This is a genomic window from Kribbella sp. NPDC050820, assembly GCF_040653975.1.
Lineage (GTDB): Bacteria > Actinomycetota > Actinomycetes > Propionibacteriales > Kribbellaceae > Kribbella.
In genome coordinates this window covers 1-13,729 of the sequence record NZ_JBFAHB010000009.1, presented here as the reverse complement: position 1 = coordinate 13,729, position 13,729 = coordinate 1, and the positions used below count along the sequence as shown (strand labels likewise).

The 13,729-nt window shown below is 70.7% G+C and carries 13 protein-coding genes and 1 pseudogene; 8 read left to right on the top strand and 6 right to left on the bottom strand.

The window, feature by feature from the left end:
• The first annotated feature begins 10 nt into the window (after window positions 1-10).
• Window positions 11-769, top strand: coding sequence for a M28 family peptidase (locus AB0H36_RS10820; protein ID WP_360519892.1), 759 nt, complete (start codon window positions 11-13; stop codon window positions 767-769).
• Here the strand turns inward: AB0H36_RS10820 and AB0H36_RS10815 are convergent.
• Window positions 766-2,181, bottom strand: coding sequence for a CapA family protein (locus tag AB0H36_RS10815; RefSeq protein ID WP_360519890.1), 1,416 nt, complete (start codon window positions 2,179-2,181; stop codon window positions 766-768). The two genes, AB0H36_RS10820 and AB0H36_RS10815, sit on opposite strands and share 4 nt — an antisense overlap.
• Before the next feature lie 69 nt (window positions 2,182-2,250).
• Between AB0H36_RS10815 and AB0H36_RS10810 the strand changes: the two genes are divergently transcribed.
• Window positions 2,251-3,807, top strand: coding sequence for an adenylate/guanylate cyclase domain-containing protein (locus AB0H36_RS10810; protein WP_360519888.1), 1,557 nt, complete (start codon window positions 2,251-2,253; stop codon window positions 3,805-3,807).
• On the opposite strand, the gene AB0H36_RS10805 is transcribed toward AB0H36_RS10810, so the two are convergent.
• Together AB0H36_RS10805 and AB0H36_RS10800 are read right to left on the bottom strand one after the other, a co-directional pair.
• On the bottom strand, window positions 3,790-4,506 hold the full coding sequence (locus tag AB0H36_RS10805; protein WP_360519886.1) for a MerR family transcriptional regulator: 717 nt from the start codon (window positions 4,504-4,506) through the stop codon (window positions 3,790-3,792). The two genes, AB0H36_RS10810 and AB0H36_RS10805, sit on opposite strands and share 18 nt — an antisense overlap.
• A gap of 45 nt (window positions 4,507-4,551) precedes the next feature.
• Window positions 4,552-7,122, bottom strand: coding sequence for an AAA family ATPase (locus AB0H36_RS10800; protein ID WP_360519884.1), 2,571 nt, complete (start codon window positions 7,120-7,122; stop codon window positions 4,552-4,554).
• Between the two features lie 108 nt (window positions 7,123-7,230).
• Between AB0H36_RS10800 and AB0H36_RS10795 the strand changes: the two genes are divergently transcribed.
• The 5 genes from AB0H36_RS10795 to AB0H36_RS10775 are packed head-to-tail and all read left to right on the top strand — an operon-like array spanning window position 7,231 to window position 10,619.
• The gene (locus AB0H36_RS10795) at window positions 7,231-8,400 is read left to right on the top strand and encodes an NAD(P)/FAD-dependent oxidoreductase (RefSeq protein WP_360519882.1); all 1,170 of its coding nucleotides are present in this window, start codon (window positions 7,231-7,233) and stop codon (window positions 8,398-8,400) included.
• Between the two features lie 23 nt (window positions 8,401-8,423).
• Window positions 8,424-8,990, top strand: coding sequence for an OsmC family protein (locus AB0H36_RS10790; protein ID WP_360519880.1), 567 nt, complete (start codon window positions 8,424-8,426; stop codon window positions 8,988-8,990).
• The gene (locus tag AB0H36_RS10785) at window positions 8,987-9,757 is read left to right on the top strand and encodes a PIG-L deacetylase family protein (RefSeq protein ID WP_360519878.1); all 771 of its coding nucleotides are present in this window, start codon (window positions 8,987-8,989) and stop codon (window positions 9,755-9,757) included. The genes AB0H36_RS10790 and AB0H36_RS10785 overlap by 4 nt, the downstream gene beginning before the upstream one ends.
• Window positions 9,754-10,224 carry a MaoC family dehydratase gene (locus tag AB0H36_RS10780; protein WP_360519876.1) on the top strand — a complete coding sequence of 157 codons (471 nt, stop codon included), beginning with the start codon at window positions 9,754-9,756 and terminating at the stop codon, window positions 10,222-10,224. The genes AB0H36_RS10785 and AB0H36_RS10780 overlap by 4 nt, the downstream gene beginning before the upstream one ends.
• Window positions 10,221-10,619 (top strand): VOC family protein, encoded by a 399-nt coding sequence (locus tag AB0H36_RS10775; protein WP_360519874.1) that lies wholly within the window; start codon window positions 10,221-10,223, stop codon window positions 10,617-10,619. Before AB0H36_RS10780 ends, AB0H36_RS10775 begins: the two co-directional genes overlap by 4 nt.
• Window positions 10,620-10,735: 116 nt before the next feature.
• On the opposite strand, the gene AB0H36_RS10770 is transcribed toward AB0H36_RS10775, so the two are convergent.
• Both AB0H36_RS10770 and AB0H36_RS10765 read right to left on the bottom strand, forming a co-directional pair.
• Window positions 10,736-11,488, bottom strand: coding sequence for an SDR family oxidoreductase (locus AB0H36_RS10770; RefSeq protein ID WP_360519872.1), 753 nt, complete (start codon window positions 11,486-11,488; stop codon window positions 10,736-10,738).
• Entirely contained in the window at window positions 11,485-12,291 is an 807-nt protein-coding gene (locus AB0H36_RS10765; protein ID WP_360519870.1) for a GNAT family N-acetyltransferase, read from the bottom strand. Before AB0H36_RS10765 ends, AB0H36_RS10770 begins: the two co-directional genes overlap by 4 nt.
• A 112-nt stretch (window positions 12,292-12,403) precedes the next feature.
• Between AB0H36_RS10765 and AB0H36_RS10760 the strand changes: the two genes are divergently transcribed.
• Window positions 12,404-13,210: a metalloregulator ArsR/SmtB family transcription factor gene (locus AB0H36_RS10760; protein WP_360519868.1), complete on the top strand. Its 807-nt coding sequence runs from the start codon at window positions 12,404-12,406 to the stop codon at window positions 13,208-13,210.
• Between the two features lie 8 nt (window positions 13,211-13,218).
• On the opposite strand, the pseudogene AB0H36_RS10755 reads toward AB0H36_RS10760, so the two are convergent.
• Window positions 13,219-13,729, bottom strand: a pseudogene (locus AB0H36_RS10755) (ATP-dependent DNA helicase RecQ); the annotation flags it as partial.

The window sequence follows — 13,729 nt, the reverse complement described above, 5'->3', positions numbered from 1 at the left end:
CGCCGCCGCCATGAGCACAGTGCGCTACCTGGCGGGCCTCGGCCCTCGCGAAGCCACGAGTCCCGCCTACCTGCAAGCCCTGACCTGGCTGGAGCAACGCTTCCGCGCCGCCGGCTACCAGACCCGCCGCCAAGCCCTGCGCGTCCCAGCCGGCATCTCCTGGGGCGTCCCGGTCCGCGCAGGCACCACCTGGAACCTGATCGCCACCAAACCCGGCTTCAACCCCGCCGCACCCCACCGAATCGTCGGCGCCCACCTCGACACCGTCCCGCAGGCCCCCGGCGCCGAGGACAACGCTTCCGGCGTCGCAGTACTCCTCGGCACCGCCCAGTTGTCGCCACGCTCTCCCACCGTGTTCGTTGCCTTCGGCGCCGAAGAACCCCGCGGCGACGGCGACAACCGCCACCACTACGGCTCCCGCGCGTACGTCGCCTCGCTACCGCCCGCGCAGCGCAACGCCCTCCGCGGCATGGTCTCGCTCGATCGCGTCGGCGTCGGCACCGTCGTACCGATCTGCTCCGCACAAGCCGACGACGTCGCCCTGCGCAACGAAGTCCGTGCGGTGGCCGCTCGGGCCGGCGTACCAAGCAGGGCGTGTGTGAACCGGTCGAGTGATCACTGGTCGTTCGTCCGCTCCGGACTGCCAGGAGTCCGGCTCGGCAGCACGCCGTACGCCGAGTACCACTCCGCCCGCGACCTGCCCCGCGTCGTGTCACCGGCCCAGCTCGGCCGGATGGGGCGAGTGGTGAGCGCCTGGCTCGCCGGCTAGCGGATGTCGGCCAGGATCTGCTCGGCCCGCGTACCGGTCACGACCCGCGGGCTGAAGTCGCTCCCGATCACGTACGGCGTCAGCCGGGCAGCCTTCAGCGTCTTGCCCCAGTAGGTGAGCTCAAGCAGCACGCCCTCCTGCGTCTGCTGCATGAAGTCCATGTCGAACACCAGGTTCCCCAGCGAGTGCGCCACCACCTTGCCCGGCGGGAACAGCACGCTCTGCACCCAGTGCGGGTGCCCACCGATCACCAGGTCCGCTCCGGCCTGGGTGAGCGCAGTCGCGACGGTGTGCTGTGCCGGCACCGGCGTGTGCGTGTACTGCTGACCCCAGTGCGGCAGTACGACGACCACGTCGACGGCAGCCTTCAGCGTACGAATGGCCCGCGTCATCGTGGCCAGGTCACTGGTGTTCAGCGGACCGGTCCGCGGCGGCATGCGGATGCTGAACGCTCCGGCGCTCGTTGCGGTCGCTCGCGGAGTCTCGCCGATCGCGTTGAACGCCAGGAAGCCGAAGCGGACACCGTCGCGCTCGACGATCGCCGGGCGGGCCGCTCCGGTGAGGTTGCTCCCGGCCCCTACCGGCTGGATGCCACCCGCCCGCACCAGCCGGACGGTCTCGAGCAGGGCACGCTGCTGGAAGTCACCGGTGTGGTTGTTGGCCAGCGAGAGTACGTCGACGCCGGCGTCCCGCAGCCCGGCCACAACACCGGGTGGGGCTGCGAAGGAGTCGCCTCCCTGTTGTGGTGCACCGGCTCGGGACAGTGTGCTCTCCAGGTTGAGCACGGTCAGATCCGCGGCGGCCAGGCGGGGGCCGATGGCACGCAGTGGATGGGAGACGTCGCCGGACTGCGCAGCGGCGGTCGCTACTCGGCGGCCGAGCATGACGTCGCCACCGACAGTCAGGTCGATGACGGGCGCCCTCGGTTGGGCGCCAGGCGTTCGGATCGGGTAGCGGGCGGGGTCTTTGAACGGGTCCGTCCCGGCCACCGTGAGCGGGCGGACGGACGGGCCGGCCGCGGAGGCGGGGACCAGGGCGAGGGTGGTAGTCGAGCGTTGCGCCTGACGCAATGAGCCGACCTGAAAGCCCCGCCAGGACTTCAAGGAGCCCCGGGCGATGGACCGGGCGATGGTCAGGGGAACGTCCTGCGCAGCGCGAGTCGGGTGGACCGCGAGCACCAGCGGCTGAGTCGGCACCGGGGTGGTGGCTGGAGTCGTCCGGGACAAGGGCGGACTGGTGGCAGACGGCGTGCTCGGCTGCGTCGGGCTGGCAGGCGCTTGGCTGGACGCGGGGCTGGCTGGCGTAGGGCCGGCCGTCGTACCCGGTGATGGCTGGGCAGAGCCGCTCTCGGAGCAGGCGACCAGCACCGCCGCCGCAAGAGCAGCCAGCGGGATCTGCCACCGAGCAGCCATGGCGCCACGGTAGCTCTCAACTGGTAAGCCGGCTGCACGATGTGGGGCCATTGCTAGCAGACTGTGAACATGCTGCCCGAGGGAAAGCCTGAGCTGGTGCTCAAGCAGCGTCCGTTCGGGTCTTGGCTGCTTGGGCCTGCCGACCAGAGTCCGCGGCTGCTTCGGGTGCGGCTTCGGGTGCTGATGACAACTTTCTCGATCGGGACGAACCTGATCGGGGCCGTGGTCGTGTTCGTGCTGGCGGTGTTCGTGCTGCCGGGGCCGCCGCTCGTCGACCAGCTCAAGGTTCTCGAGGCGATCTTCATCCCCTCGTACTTCCTGGTCGCCGTGGTGATCGGCTGCTGGTCGAGCGTGCGGCTCACCAAGCGGGTGACCCGCTGGGTGGACGAGGACCGGCCGGCCACCCGCAAGGAGCAGATCGCCACTCTGCAGCTGCCACTGCGGCTGACCCTCATCGAGGTGTTCCTGTGGATGCTGGCGTGCCTGATCTTCACCGTGATGACGCTGGCGCTGCAGCCTGAGAACGCGCTGCGGATCGCGGTCACCATCGTCGACGGCACAATCATCACGTGCTCGGTGTCCTACCTGCTGACCGAGTTCGCCCTCCGACCGGTCGCCGCGCGGGCGCTCGCCGACTCACCGCCCCCGAGGCGTCTGCTGTCGGCCGGGCTGAAGGCGCGGACCGTGTTCTTCTGGGCCGTCGGCTCGGGCGTCCCGGTGGCCGGGCTGATGCTGGCCGCCGTACTCGCGCTGATCGAGCAGGACGTCTCCCCTACCCGGCTCTCGGTGATGATCCTTGCCCTGGGCATGGTCGTGCTGCTCAACGGCTGGCTGCTCACCATGTTGTCGGCCAAGTCGGTGGTCGCGCCGGTCCGCTCGGTGCGGAACGCGCTGACGCTGATCGGCGACGGGCAGCTGGACGTCCGGATCCCGGTGTTCGACGGCACCGAGCTCGGGTCGCTGCAGGCCGGGTTCAACAAGATGGCCGAGGGCCTGCGGGAGCGGGAGCGAATCCGGGACGTCTTCGGCCGGTACGTCGGTCCGGAAGTCGTCCAGGAGGCGTTGAGCAGTGACCGGCTCGGCGGCGAGGAGCGATTCGCCGCCGTACTGTTCGTCGACCTGGTCGGCTCGACCCAGCTCGCGGCGGAGCGGCCGCCGGCCGAGGTGGTCCAGCTGCTCAACCGGTTCTTCGCGATCGTGGTCGACGAGGTGGTCCGGCAAGGCGGGTTCGTGAACAAGTTCGCCGGTGACGCCGCGCTGGCCGTCTTCGGTGCGCCGGCCGAGCTTCCGGACGCCGCCGGCAGTGCGCTGCGGGCCGGTCGCGCGCTGGCCCGGCGGCTGGCCGAGGAGTTGCCTGAGGCAACCGCCGGGATCGGGGTCACCGCGGGCATCGTGGTGGCGGGCACGGTGGGCGACGTACGGCGGCACGAGTACACCGTGATCGGGGACCCGGTCAACGAGGCCGCTCGCCTCACCGAGCTTGCCAAGTCCACCCCAGCCCGACTCATCGCGTCCATGGCCGCGGTCAACGAGGCGGCGCCGGCCGAAGCAGCGCACTGGAATCCCGACTCCCAGGTGACGGTGCGCGGCCGCAGCGAGCCGACTCAGCTAGCCGTCCCGCAGTGACCGCTTCTCCTCAATGAGTTGATGCAGAAGCGCGGCGCCGTACAGCATCGCCTTGGTACGGTTGTCGTGCGCAGCCCGGCGTTCCGCGATCGCTGCCCGCAACGCCTCGGTGCTCCCGGTACGGCGAAGTCCGTCGAGCACCGGCTTGATCTGCTCGAAGTAGTAGCGCCCTTGCCGCAGCATGTGGATGATCCGCGCGTCCCGCACCTCCTCCGGCCCGTACCGCCGGTACTTCGTCCCCGGCTCCCGCGTCGGCGTCAGCAACCCGGCCGCCTCCCAGACACGCAGGGCTGACGTGCGCACACCCAACTGGTGCGCTAACTCCCCCACCAGCAACGACGGACCCGCGGCAGCAGGCTCGTCCAGGAACTCCGCAGCAGCCGCACCCAGCGCCTCGCTCATCGCATCGGTCGCCAGCCGCTGCTGATGCAGCCCGGCATGCGACGCGTCCACCAACCGGTAGGCCTGCGCCTCGTCACCGGTGTGCACCGCCTGCATGATCTCCGTCGCGACCTCCGGACCGAACCCCGGCGCGAGCGCCCGGTACGTGAGCAGCGCCGACAGGTGCTCCTCGCCGTACTGGCGGTACCCGGTCGCCGACCGTGGCGCCGGCGGCAGGATCCCGGCCGCCTCGTAGTTGCGCACCAGTTGCGTCGAGATCGAGGCCCGTCGCGCCAGATCCACCGGCCGCAGTCCCACGCCGTACCTCCGTCTTCAGACTCTGACTCCCCGCAAGCCTGCCACTCAGGCGGGCAGGAGGCCGAGAGCCTTGGCGCGGGTCGCGGCGTCGCGTCGGGTCTTGGCGCCCAGTTTGTCCAGGATCGCGGCCACGTGCGTGTCCACCGTGCGCACCGACAGCACCAGGCGGGCGGCGATCTCGGCGTTGGTCAGCCCTTCGGCGAGCAGCCGTACGACGTCGGTCTGCCGCTCGGTGAGTCCGGCCGGGTTGTCCCTGGTCGCCTGCACCCGGCCGCGTGGGATGCGACTGACGCCAAGCTCTCGCAGCCGGCCGCGTACGCGCCGGGCCAGCGGCTCGGCGCCGAGTCCGTCAAGGGTGCTGAGCGCGGACAGCAGATCTGCGGGGTCGGTGCTGTGAGAGAGCGCGAGCGCGTGCTCGTACGGACAACCGGCTTTGTGCCAGGCCTGAGCCGCCTCCTGCCACCGACCCGCCGCGAGCAAGCGGAACGGATGGTCGGACGCGTTCATCGGCACCGGCCGCCCGGCGACGCGCATCCAGTACCCGAACGCGGCCGCCGATGAGGTCCGCCCGAAGCGGTACACGTCCTCGTACGCCGGTTCGACGACGTCGGACGCGTCCTCCTCCCGCAACCACGCGGCCTCGAGCATCGCCGCCCCGGCCGGACCGGTCCGCTGGGCCTCACCGAGACGCTGCGCGATCTGCCACGCCTCGTCGAGCAACCCGTCGTCCGGCTCGCCCCGCCGGGCCCGCACGATCCCGGCGACGACGAGCGCGGGACCGCGGGTGATCACTTCGGAGTCGCCCGCGCACCCGGCCTCCCGCTCGGCCTCGTCCCAGCGCCCGAGGTCCAGGTAGACCATGCTTCGCGTCACTTGCAGGTAGCGCAGGAAGCCGTGGAACTCGGCGTCACCAGCCAGGCAGATGGCGTCCTCCAGCAGGTGCTCGGCCTCCGCGAGCGCGAGCACGTCCATCAGGTGCCAGATGATGTTCACGTACGCGCGGCAGGCATGCTCGAACTCGTTGGCCGCCAGCGCCACCGCGAGGCTCTCCTCCAGGAGCCCCTGCCCCTCTGGCCGGCCGTGGTCCCAGAGCGCCGTACCGACGTTGTTCAGGGCATGCGACAACAGGCCCGCATCGCCGATGTCCCGCGCCATCGCGACGGCCCGCAGCCCGACGTTGACGCAGTCGGTCCAGTGCCCGGCGAGCATGTGCAGCTGAGACTGGTTGCTCAAGGCAAGCGCCAGCGCGCGCCGGTCCCCCGCGTGCTCGAGTACGGCGATCGCGTCCGCCCCACTGACCTCCGCACTGGCCCGGTCACCCGCCCACCACTGCACCCGCGACAGCCACCGCAGACTCAGCCCGAGCTTCCGCGGGTCGCCGAGCTCCCGACGCAGCGCGACAGCCTCCTCCTCGGCATGTACGGCGAGATCGGCCGAACCGACCGTGTAGCACTCGACCGCGAACCCGTCCAGGATGTCGGCCAGCTCCTCCGACGAGAACACGTCCCGCTGATCCAGCAGCAGCCGGTAGTGCGCGACCGCCTCCCGGTGCGACCCGGCCGCGGCCGCCTCCCGCGCCGCTGCGGGACCATGGGCGAGGATCACCTCCGCGGCACCCGCCTCGGCCGCGTGGTGCACGATGCGCGACAGGTCGCATTCGTCGAAGCGCTTGAGCAGAGCGGCCAGCACAGCCTGGTTGCAGTACACCCGACGGGCGGCAGGCATCGAGTCCACAACCGCACGGCGGGCCAGCTCGTGTGTGTACGCGACTCCGGTCGGCGAGACGACGAGGACGCCGCGTCGCTCGGCCGCCGCGAGCGAGGCGAGTCCGCCGGGGACGACTGCCTCGACGAGCCAGCGCTCTGTGCTGGACGGCACCACAGCCAGCAGCTCGAGTGCGTCCCTGGTTGCTCCATCGAGACCGGCCAGCCGGGCACCGACCGCCTCCGCAACCGTGTCCGGTACGGCGTCCAGGTCGCCCGACGCGTAGATCTCCGTGACGAAGAACGGGTTGCCGCCCGTCACCGCGAACACGCGCTCGGTGTCCATCCCAGTGTGCGCACCGAGCTGGTCCACCGCTCCCGCCGACAGCCGCGCCGGCCGCAGCCGTCGCAGCCGCGGTGTGCTCGACGCCAGCCCCAGCAACTGCTGCAGCGGGTGGTCCCTGGTCAGCTCCACGTCCCGGTAGGACAGCACGAGTACGGCGGGCAGACTGGCGATCCGCCGTACGAGGAAGCGCAGTACGTCGAGAGTCGCTTCGTCGGCCCAGTGGATGTCTTCCATGACCAGCACGGCCGGGTCGTCGGGCCGGTCCAGCTCGGCTCTGAGGGCGTCGCTCACCGCGGTCCGGTCGCCTGACTCGAGCGCCCTGCTGAGCGCTCCTCCGACGCTGCCGACCAGGTCCCGGAGCGGCCCTAGGACACGGGGAGTGGCGAGGTCGTCGCAGTACCCGACCAGCAGGCGGGTGTCGGACGGCAAGACCCTCGGCAGGGCGCCGACGAGGCTCGACTTGCCGATGCCGGCCTCACCGGCGATCAGCACCACCGAGCCGTCACCCGCCCTGGCCTCCTCAGCGGCCGCGGCGAGCTCCGCCAGCTCCCGCTCACGTTCGAGCATGCAAACCCACCCCCACCCGATTGTGCACCCGACCTCGGTAGCGCCGGTGGCCGATCTACGTAGTCGTGACGGATCCGCCGGCGTGCGGCGCGGACCTACAAACGAGACATGCAGTCATTCAGTCATCGTCACGACGTCGTGATCGTTGGCGCGCGGGCCGCCGGAGCCGCGACCTCGCTCCTGCTGGCCCGCCAAGGCCACGACGTCGTTGTGGTCGACCGGGACGAGTTCCCGTCCGACACGCTGTCGACGCACCAGCTCGCCCGACCGGGTGTCGTGCAGTTGCACCGCTGGGGTTTGCTGGACGCCGTACTCGAGAGTGGAGCGCCGCCGCTCCGGAAGGTGCACTTCACCGCCGGCGGCGAGTCGGTCGTCCGTCCGGTGAAGGAGAAGGCGGGCGTCGACATGCTGCTCGCGCCGCGGCGACACATCCTCGACGCGCTCGTGATCGAGGCCGCTGTCCGCGCCGGCGCCTCTGTGCAGACCGGCGTCACGATCGACGGCGTCACCGTCGACCAGACCGGTCGCGCCACCGGGGTGCACGGGCATGACCGCACCGGCGCGCCGGTGGAGTTGGCTGCGCGCTTCGTGGTCGGGGCCGACGGACTCGGCTCCCGCGTCGCGCGCTCGCTGGGCGCCGAGATCACCGAGGACCGCGGTGCCTCGGGTGCGGCGCAGTACGCGTACTACGACGGGCTGCCGTGGGACGGGATCGAACTCATCGTCGCCGACCGGGCGCTCACCGGAGTGTTTCCGACCCACAACGGCGAGGCCTGCATCTGGATCTGCAGCCCGATCGCGGACGCGCACCAGTCGCGTCGAGAGGCCGCCACCCGCGAGGACGCGTTCACGTCGTACCTGTGGCGGGTCGCTCCGACGCTGGCCGAGCGGCTTTGGGAGGGACGCCGTACGTCGCCTGTGCGCGGCATGCTCCGGGCTCCGAACGTCATCCGCCAAGCGTCCGGCCCGGGATGGGCGCTGGTCGGGGACGCCGGCTACCACCGGGACCCGGTCACCGGTCACGGCATGTCCGACGCATACCGCGATGCCGAGCTGCTGGCCGACGCCCTCGACCGCGCCCTGTACGGCGACCAATCGGCGCTGGCCGACTACCAGCAGGCACGTGATCGCGCACTGCGGCCGATCTTCGAGCTGACCGTCGCGCTGGCCGCCTATCCGCCGGCTCCTGAATTCGTAGAGCTGCAGAAAGAACTCAGCCGTGCTCTCGACGCCGAAGCGTTCGAGCTCGCTGACCTCAGCCTGCTCGCCGCAGTCTGACCGACACCTCAAGGAGAACCATCATGACCACCACCGACGAGTCGACCCGCAACGGTGTCGACACCGCGACGCTGTTCGCCACCCTCGACGCGGTCAAGGCCGCGCCGGAGGCGGCCAAGTTCCAGTTCCGGGCCCGCAACCAGTGGCTCAGCGGCACCCACAACCGCAGCACCATCCACGGGTACTTCGGGGTCGGCGAGGAGCGCACGCACGAGCGCACGTTCCACTTCGACGCCGACCACCCCGCCGTACTGGTCGGACGCGACAACGGCCCGACCCCGGTCGAGTACATGCTGCACGCGCTCGCCGCCTGCCTGACCGCGGGGCTCGCCAACATCGCCGCCGCCCGCGGCATCCGGCTCACCGAGGTGCACTCGACCGTTGCCGGCGACATCGACCTGAACGGCATCCTCGGCCTCGACCCGGACGTGCGGAACGGCTACCAGCAACTCACCGTCCGCTTCACCGTGAAGGGCGACGCCCCGGCGGAGAAGCTGCGCGAGCTGGTCGCCCAGTCCCAGGCCCGGTCAGCCGTCTACGACGTCATCACCAATCAGGTGCCGGTCAAGATCGAGGTGGAGACCGCATGACCGTCCCAGAAGAGATCGTCCGCCCGGTCACCGAAGACCTGGGCACCGTCCTGGGGGTCTGGGCGCACCCGGACGACGAGGCGTACCTGTCCGCCGGCCTGATGGGCGCCCTGCGCGATGCCGGACACCGGGTCGTCGTGGCGACCGCGACGTTCGGCGAGAACGGAACGCCGGACCCGGTCGAGATGCCGCCGGACCGGCTGGCCGAGATCCGGCAGGACGAGATGGTCAGCAGCCTCGCGATCGTCGGCGTCTGGGAACATCGCTGGCTCGGCTACCACGACGGTGAGTGCGCCGACGCAGTCGGAGGGGTTGCGTCGGTCGCGGAGCTGATCGAAGAAGTCGAGCCGGACACCATCCTGACGTTCGGCCCGGACGGCATGACCGGGCACTCCGACCATCGCACGATCTCGGCCTGGACGACCGAGGCGTGGCGAGCCTCCGGCGCCCGGGCGCGGCTGTTGTACGCGACGCTCACGCAGGGATTCCACGCCGAGTGGGGTCCGCTCAACGACCAGGTCGGCCTGTGGATGTCGGGCAGCCCACCCGAGACGCCCGACGAGGACCTCGCGCTGTACGTCGCCCTCGCCGGAACCGACCTCGAACGCAAGATCGACGCGGTGCGGGCGCACGTCTCCCAGGCCACCGGCCTGGTCGACCTGGTCGGCCTCGACACCTTCCGCCGTTGGTGGTCCGCCGAAGCCTTCGTCGCCGCCACCGCATCGCTTGCCGAGCCCTCGTCCGCGGTTGTGGGACGTGTGCGATGACAGTCCAAGTCGGGAGCACCGCCCGGCGGACGCGGGTCGTGTCGCGGCGCGACATCGAGCTGTTCACCGAGCTGACCGGGGACCGCAATCCGCTGCACTACGACGAGGAGCTCGCAGCCGGCACCCGCTTCGGCGGCCTGATCGTGCAGGGCGGCGTCACGTCCGGCCTGCTGAACGCCGTCGTCGCCGAGGACCTGCCCGGTCCCGGCAGCGTGTTCCTCCGCGTGGCCTGGAACTTCCTGGCGCCGGTCCGGCCGGGTGACGAGATCACCGCCGAGGTCGAGGTGCTCGAAGTCCACGCCAGCAAGCCGGTTTTCCGGATCCGCACGACGATCACCAACGGCGACGGTGTCGTCGTCCTCGACGGCGACGCGCAGGTCTACCAGGTGCCCGTCGGTGCGGGATCCGGCAACGACTCCGGTGCGACCGCACCGGGGAACGATCGACAGACAGGAGTTGTCCGGTGAGCACATTCCCAGCGATCACCCACGTGGCCGTGACCGTGGCCGACCTCGAGCTCAGCGTCCCGTGGTACACGGAGCTGTTCGAGGCCGACCCCGTGCTGGACGAGGACACCGGGCCGTTCCGGCACGTGGTGTACGCGGTCGGCGACAGCCAGCTGTTCGGGCTGCACTTCTTCCCCGACGGCGAGTGGGCCAGTGAGTTCAGCCCGCGTCGGCCTGGTCTCGACCACGTTTCGTTCGCCTGTGCCGACCGTGCCGAGCTCGTGAGCTGGCAGGACCGGCTCGACGACCTGGGCGTCAAGCACGGCGGCATCGTCGACGCCCACTACGGCTCGGGCCTGTCCTTCAAGGACCCCGACGGCATCGCCCTCGAGTTCTTCGCCCCACCAGCGAGCTAGGTCTCACCTGCCACCCACCATCCCCGGGCCCCCACAGCCCGGTGTCCCGCCGATCCGGGTTCCCCACACCCGGCGCACCCCCCAGGCACTCCGCCCCGGCGGGCGGCCGGTCGCTCCTACCGGCCGCCGGACACGTCGAGCGTCGTCCCGGTCATGTAGGACGACCGATCGGAGGCGAGGAACGCGATCAGCGCCGCAACCTCCTCGGGCTTCCCCGGTCGACCGAGCGGCGGAGTCGCACCGAGCCGGTCCAACCGGCCCTCCTCGTGGATGTCGGTCTCGATCAGCCCCGGCCGGACACCCAGCACGCGGACGCCTTCCTTCGCGACCTCGTTGCCGAGCCCGGTGGTGAGCGCGTCCACGGCTGCCTTGCTGGCCGCGTAGTCGACGTACTCACCGGCCGACCCGAGCACCGCGGCCCGGGACGAGACGTTGACGATCACTCCCCCGGAACCGCCGTACGCCGTGGACATCCGCCGGACCGCCGCGCCGGCGACCAGGACAGCGCTGACCGAGTTGATCCGGAACACCCGCTCCAGCCGGGCGGCGTCGTACTCCGCGACCCGGCCGGCCGGTGAAACCACGCCGGCATTGTTGATCACGGCACCGATCGGCCCGAGCTCGGCGGTCACCGTGTCGAACAGCTTCTCGATCTCGTCGGCCTCGGCCACGTCGGCCTGGACGGCAATCGCCCGCCGGCCTAGCTCCTCGCAGGCCTTCACGACCCGCGCGGCCTCGTCGGCCCGGGTCCGGTAGTTCACGCCGACGTCCCAGCCGTCGGCCGCCAGCGCGACCGCGGCGGCGGCCCCGATCCCTCGACTCCCACCGGTGACCAGCACGACCCCACGCCGTACGTCTGTCTCAGTCATGTCTCCAACCCTGCCACGTCGTCCGGCGGCAGCGTGATCTGCACCTTCATCTCCGTGTCGGTGAAGCCCAGCGCCCGGTACAGCCGGATCGCGAGGTAGTCCGGATCCGCCACCATCACCAGCTTGGTCGCCCCACCCTCGGTCAGGCCGTACGTCGACGCGTGGTGGACCAGCGTGCTCGCGATCCCACGGTTGCGGTGGTCCGGATGCGTCTGCACGGCCTGGAACCGCGCGAGCCCGTTGCCGTCGAACACCAGCCCCAGCGAGCTCTGCAGGTTGTCACCGTCGAACGCGCCGAACCAGTGCCCGTGCCCGGCGTCCACCAGGGCCCGCCGCGACGCGACCTTGGCCCGGGCGAACCGGATGTAGCCGTCGTCGACCCGCATCGGAGCGGTCGCCAGGTTGAGCTGCAGCGACTGCTCCCAGTCGTCGTCACTGCTCAGGAACCGGTACGTCGAGCGCTCGTTCGGCCGGCGGGGTGGCACGACCTCGCTGGTCGTCATCACCACGTCCCGCTCCAGGTCGTAGCCGGCCAGCTCCTCCTCGGCGCCGATCACCCCGTCGACATTGTCGATGCCGAAGGCAACATGTCCGGCCGCCGGGAACTCGGCGCGGAACGCGGCCAGCCGGTGCTGGAAGTCGCCGGGCGCGAACGGCGTCCGGAACAGCAGGAAGTTGCCCCACCAGTAGCCGGGGTTGTCCGGGGTGCGCACGATGACGTGGTCGCCGACGTCCTCGAGCACGCTGCCGCTGAGCTCGAGGACCAGCAACTCGGTCCGCCATCCCAGGTTCTCGATCTTCACCTGTTCATCGTCCGCGTGCCGTCAACCGCATTGCGGTCCGCTTGACATGCAGCCGCACGGCTGCCTATTGTCGAAATGCAGCCGGTTGGCTGCCTGACTTGATCGGAGGGCGATGGACGACGAGGTGTTCCGCGCACTGGCCGACCCGAGCCGCCGGCAACTGCTCGACATGCTGAACGCGCGCACCGGCCAGACCCTGCGCGAGCTCTGCGCCGGCCTCGACATGGCCCGGCAGTCGGTGAGCAAGCACCTCACCGTCCTGGAGTCCGCGAACCTCGTCACCACCGTGTGGCGCGGCCGGGAGAAGCTGCACTACCTCAACGCCGAGCCGATCAACGCCATCGCCGACCGCTGGATCAACCAGTACGACCGGCGGCGGGTGCAACTGTTCGCCGACCTCAAGACGGCTCTGGAGGCCGAACCCATGAGTGACACCGACTTCGTCTACACCACCTACATCAAGACCACGCCGGAGCGGCTGTGGCAGGCCCTGACCGACCCGAAGTTCACCCAGGAGTACTGGGGTGTCCAGCTCGATACCGACTGGAAGGTCGGCTCCGACATCGTCTGGCGCCACGGCGACGTCGCGGTGGCCGGAGCGGGCCAGGTGGTCCTCGAGCACGACCCGTACCGGCGGCTCGCGTACACGTGGCACCACATCACGCCGGAATTCGCCAAGTCTGTCGGGCTGGACGACGAGATCTACCAGCGGGCCAGCCGGGAGCCGCTGTCGCAGGCGAGCTTCGACCTCGAGCCCGTCGGCGACAAGGTCAAGCTCACCGTCGTCCACAGCGGCTTCGAACCGGGCAGCGCGATCCGCGAGCTGGTCAGCGAAGGCTGGGTCGAGCTGATCTCCGACCTCAAGTCCTTCGTCGAGTCCACCCCTGAGCTACGGCGGGACGCTTCCTCGGCCAGCTGAGCCCGGCGTCATGGACGTTTGTGGATGAGGAGGGGAAGGACTGCGGCGGCGCCGGACTCGCGGAGCTTGGCGGCGGCGACGGTGATCGGCCACTGCGAGGACGACGCGTCGGCCAGCAATAGGACCGTGCGCCCCGCGACCGCCTGGGCGGCTGGACCGTCCACCTGGATGCCGTCTCGCCAGACCTTCGCCTCCTCAGCCGAGGAGAGGTCGTCGGTGAAGCCAGCGGGGTTCAGGGTCAGCTCGGCCTTGTCGAGGCGGCCTACCCCAGCGACATGATCCGCGATCTCGGCGGTCAGGCGGCCGTAGCCGGCGGCTGGGAGCGGTACGACGACCTCGGGGCGGCTCGACCAGGAGCCGCGCCACCGGGACAGCGCCGCGACTGCGCCCGCCTTGAGCGCCTCGAGCGCGTCGGGATCCGGCGGACCGTCGGTGAACGTGCTCCGGAGCACCTCGCGCCACTCTGGGGCGTCGGCGTAGATGATCGTCCGGCCGGGGGGGGGGGCGGGGGCGGCGGCG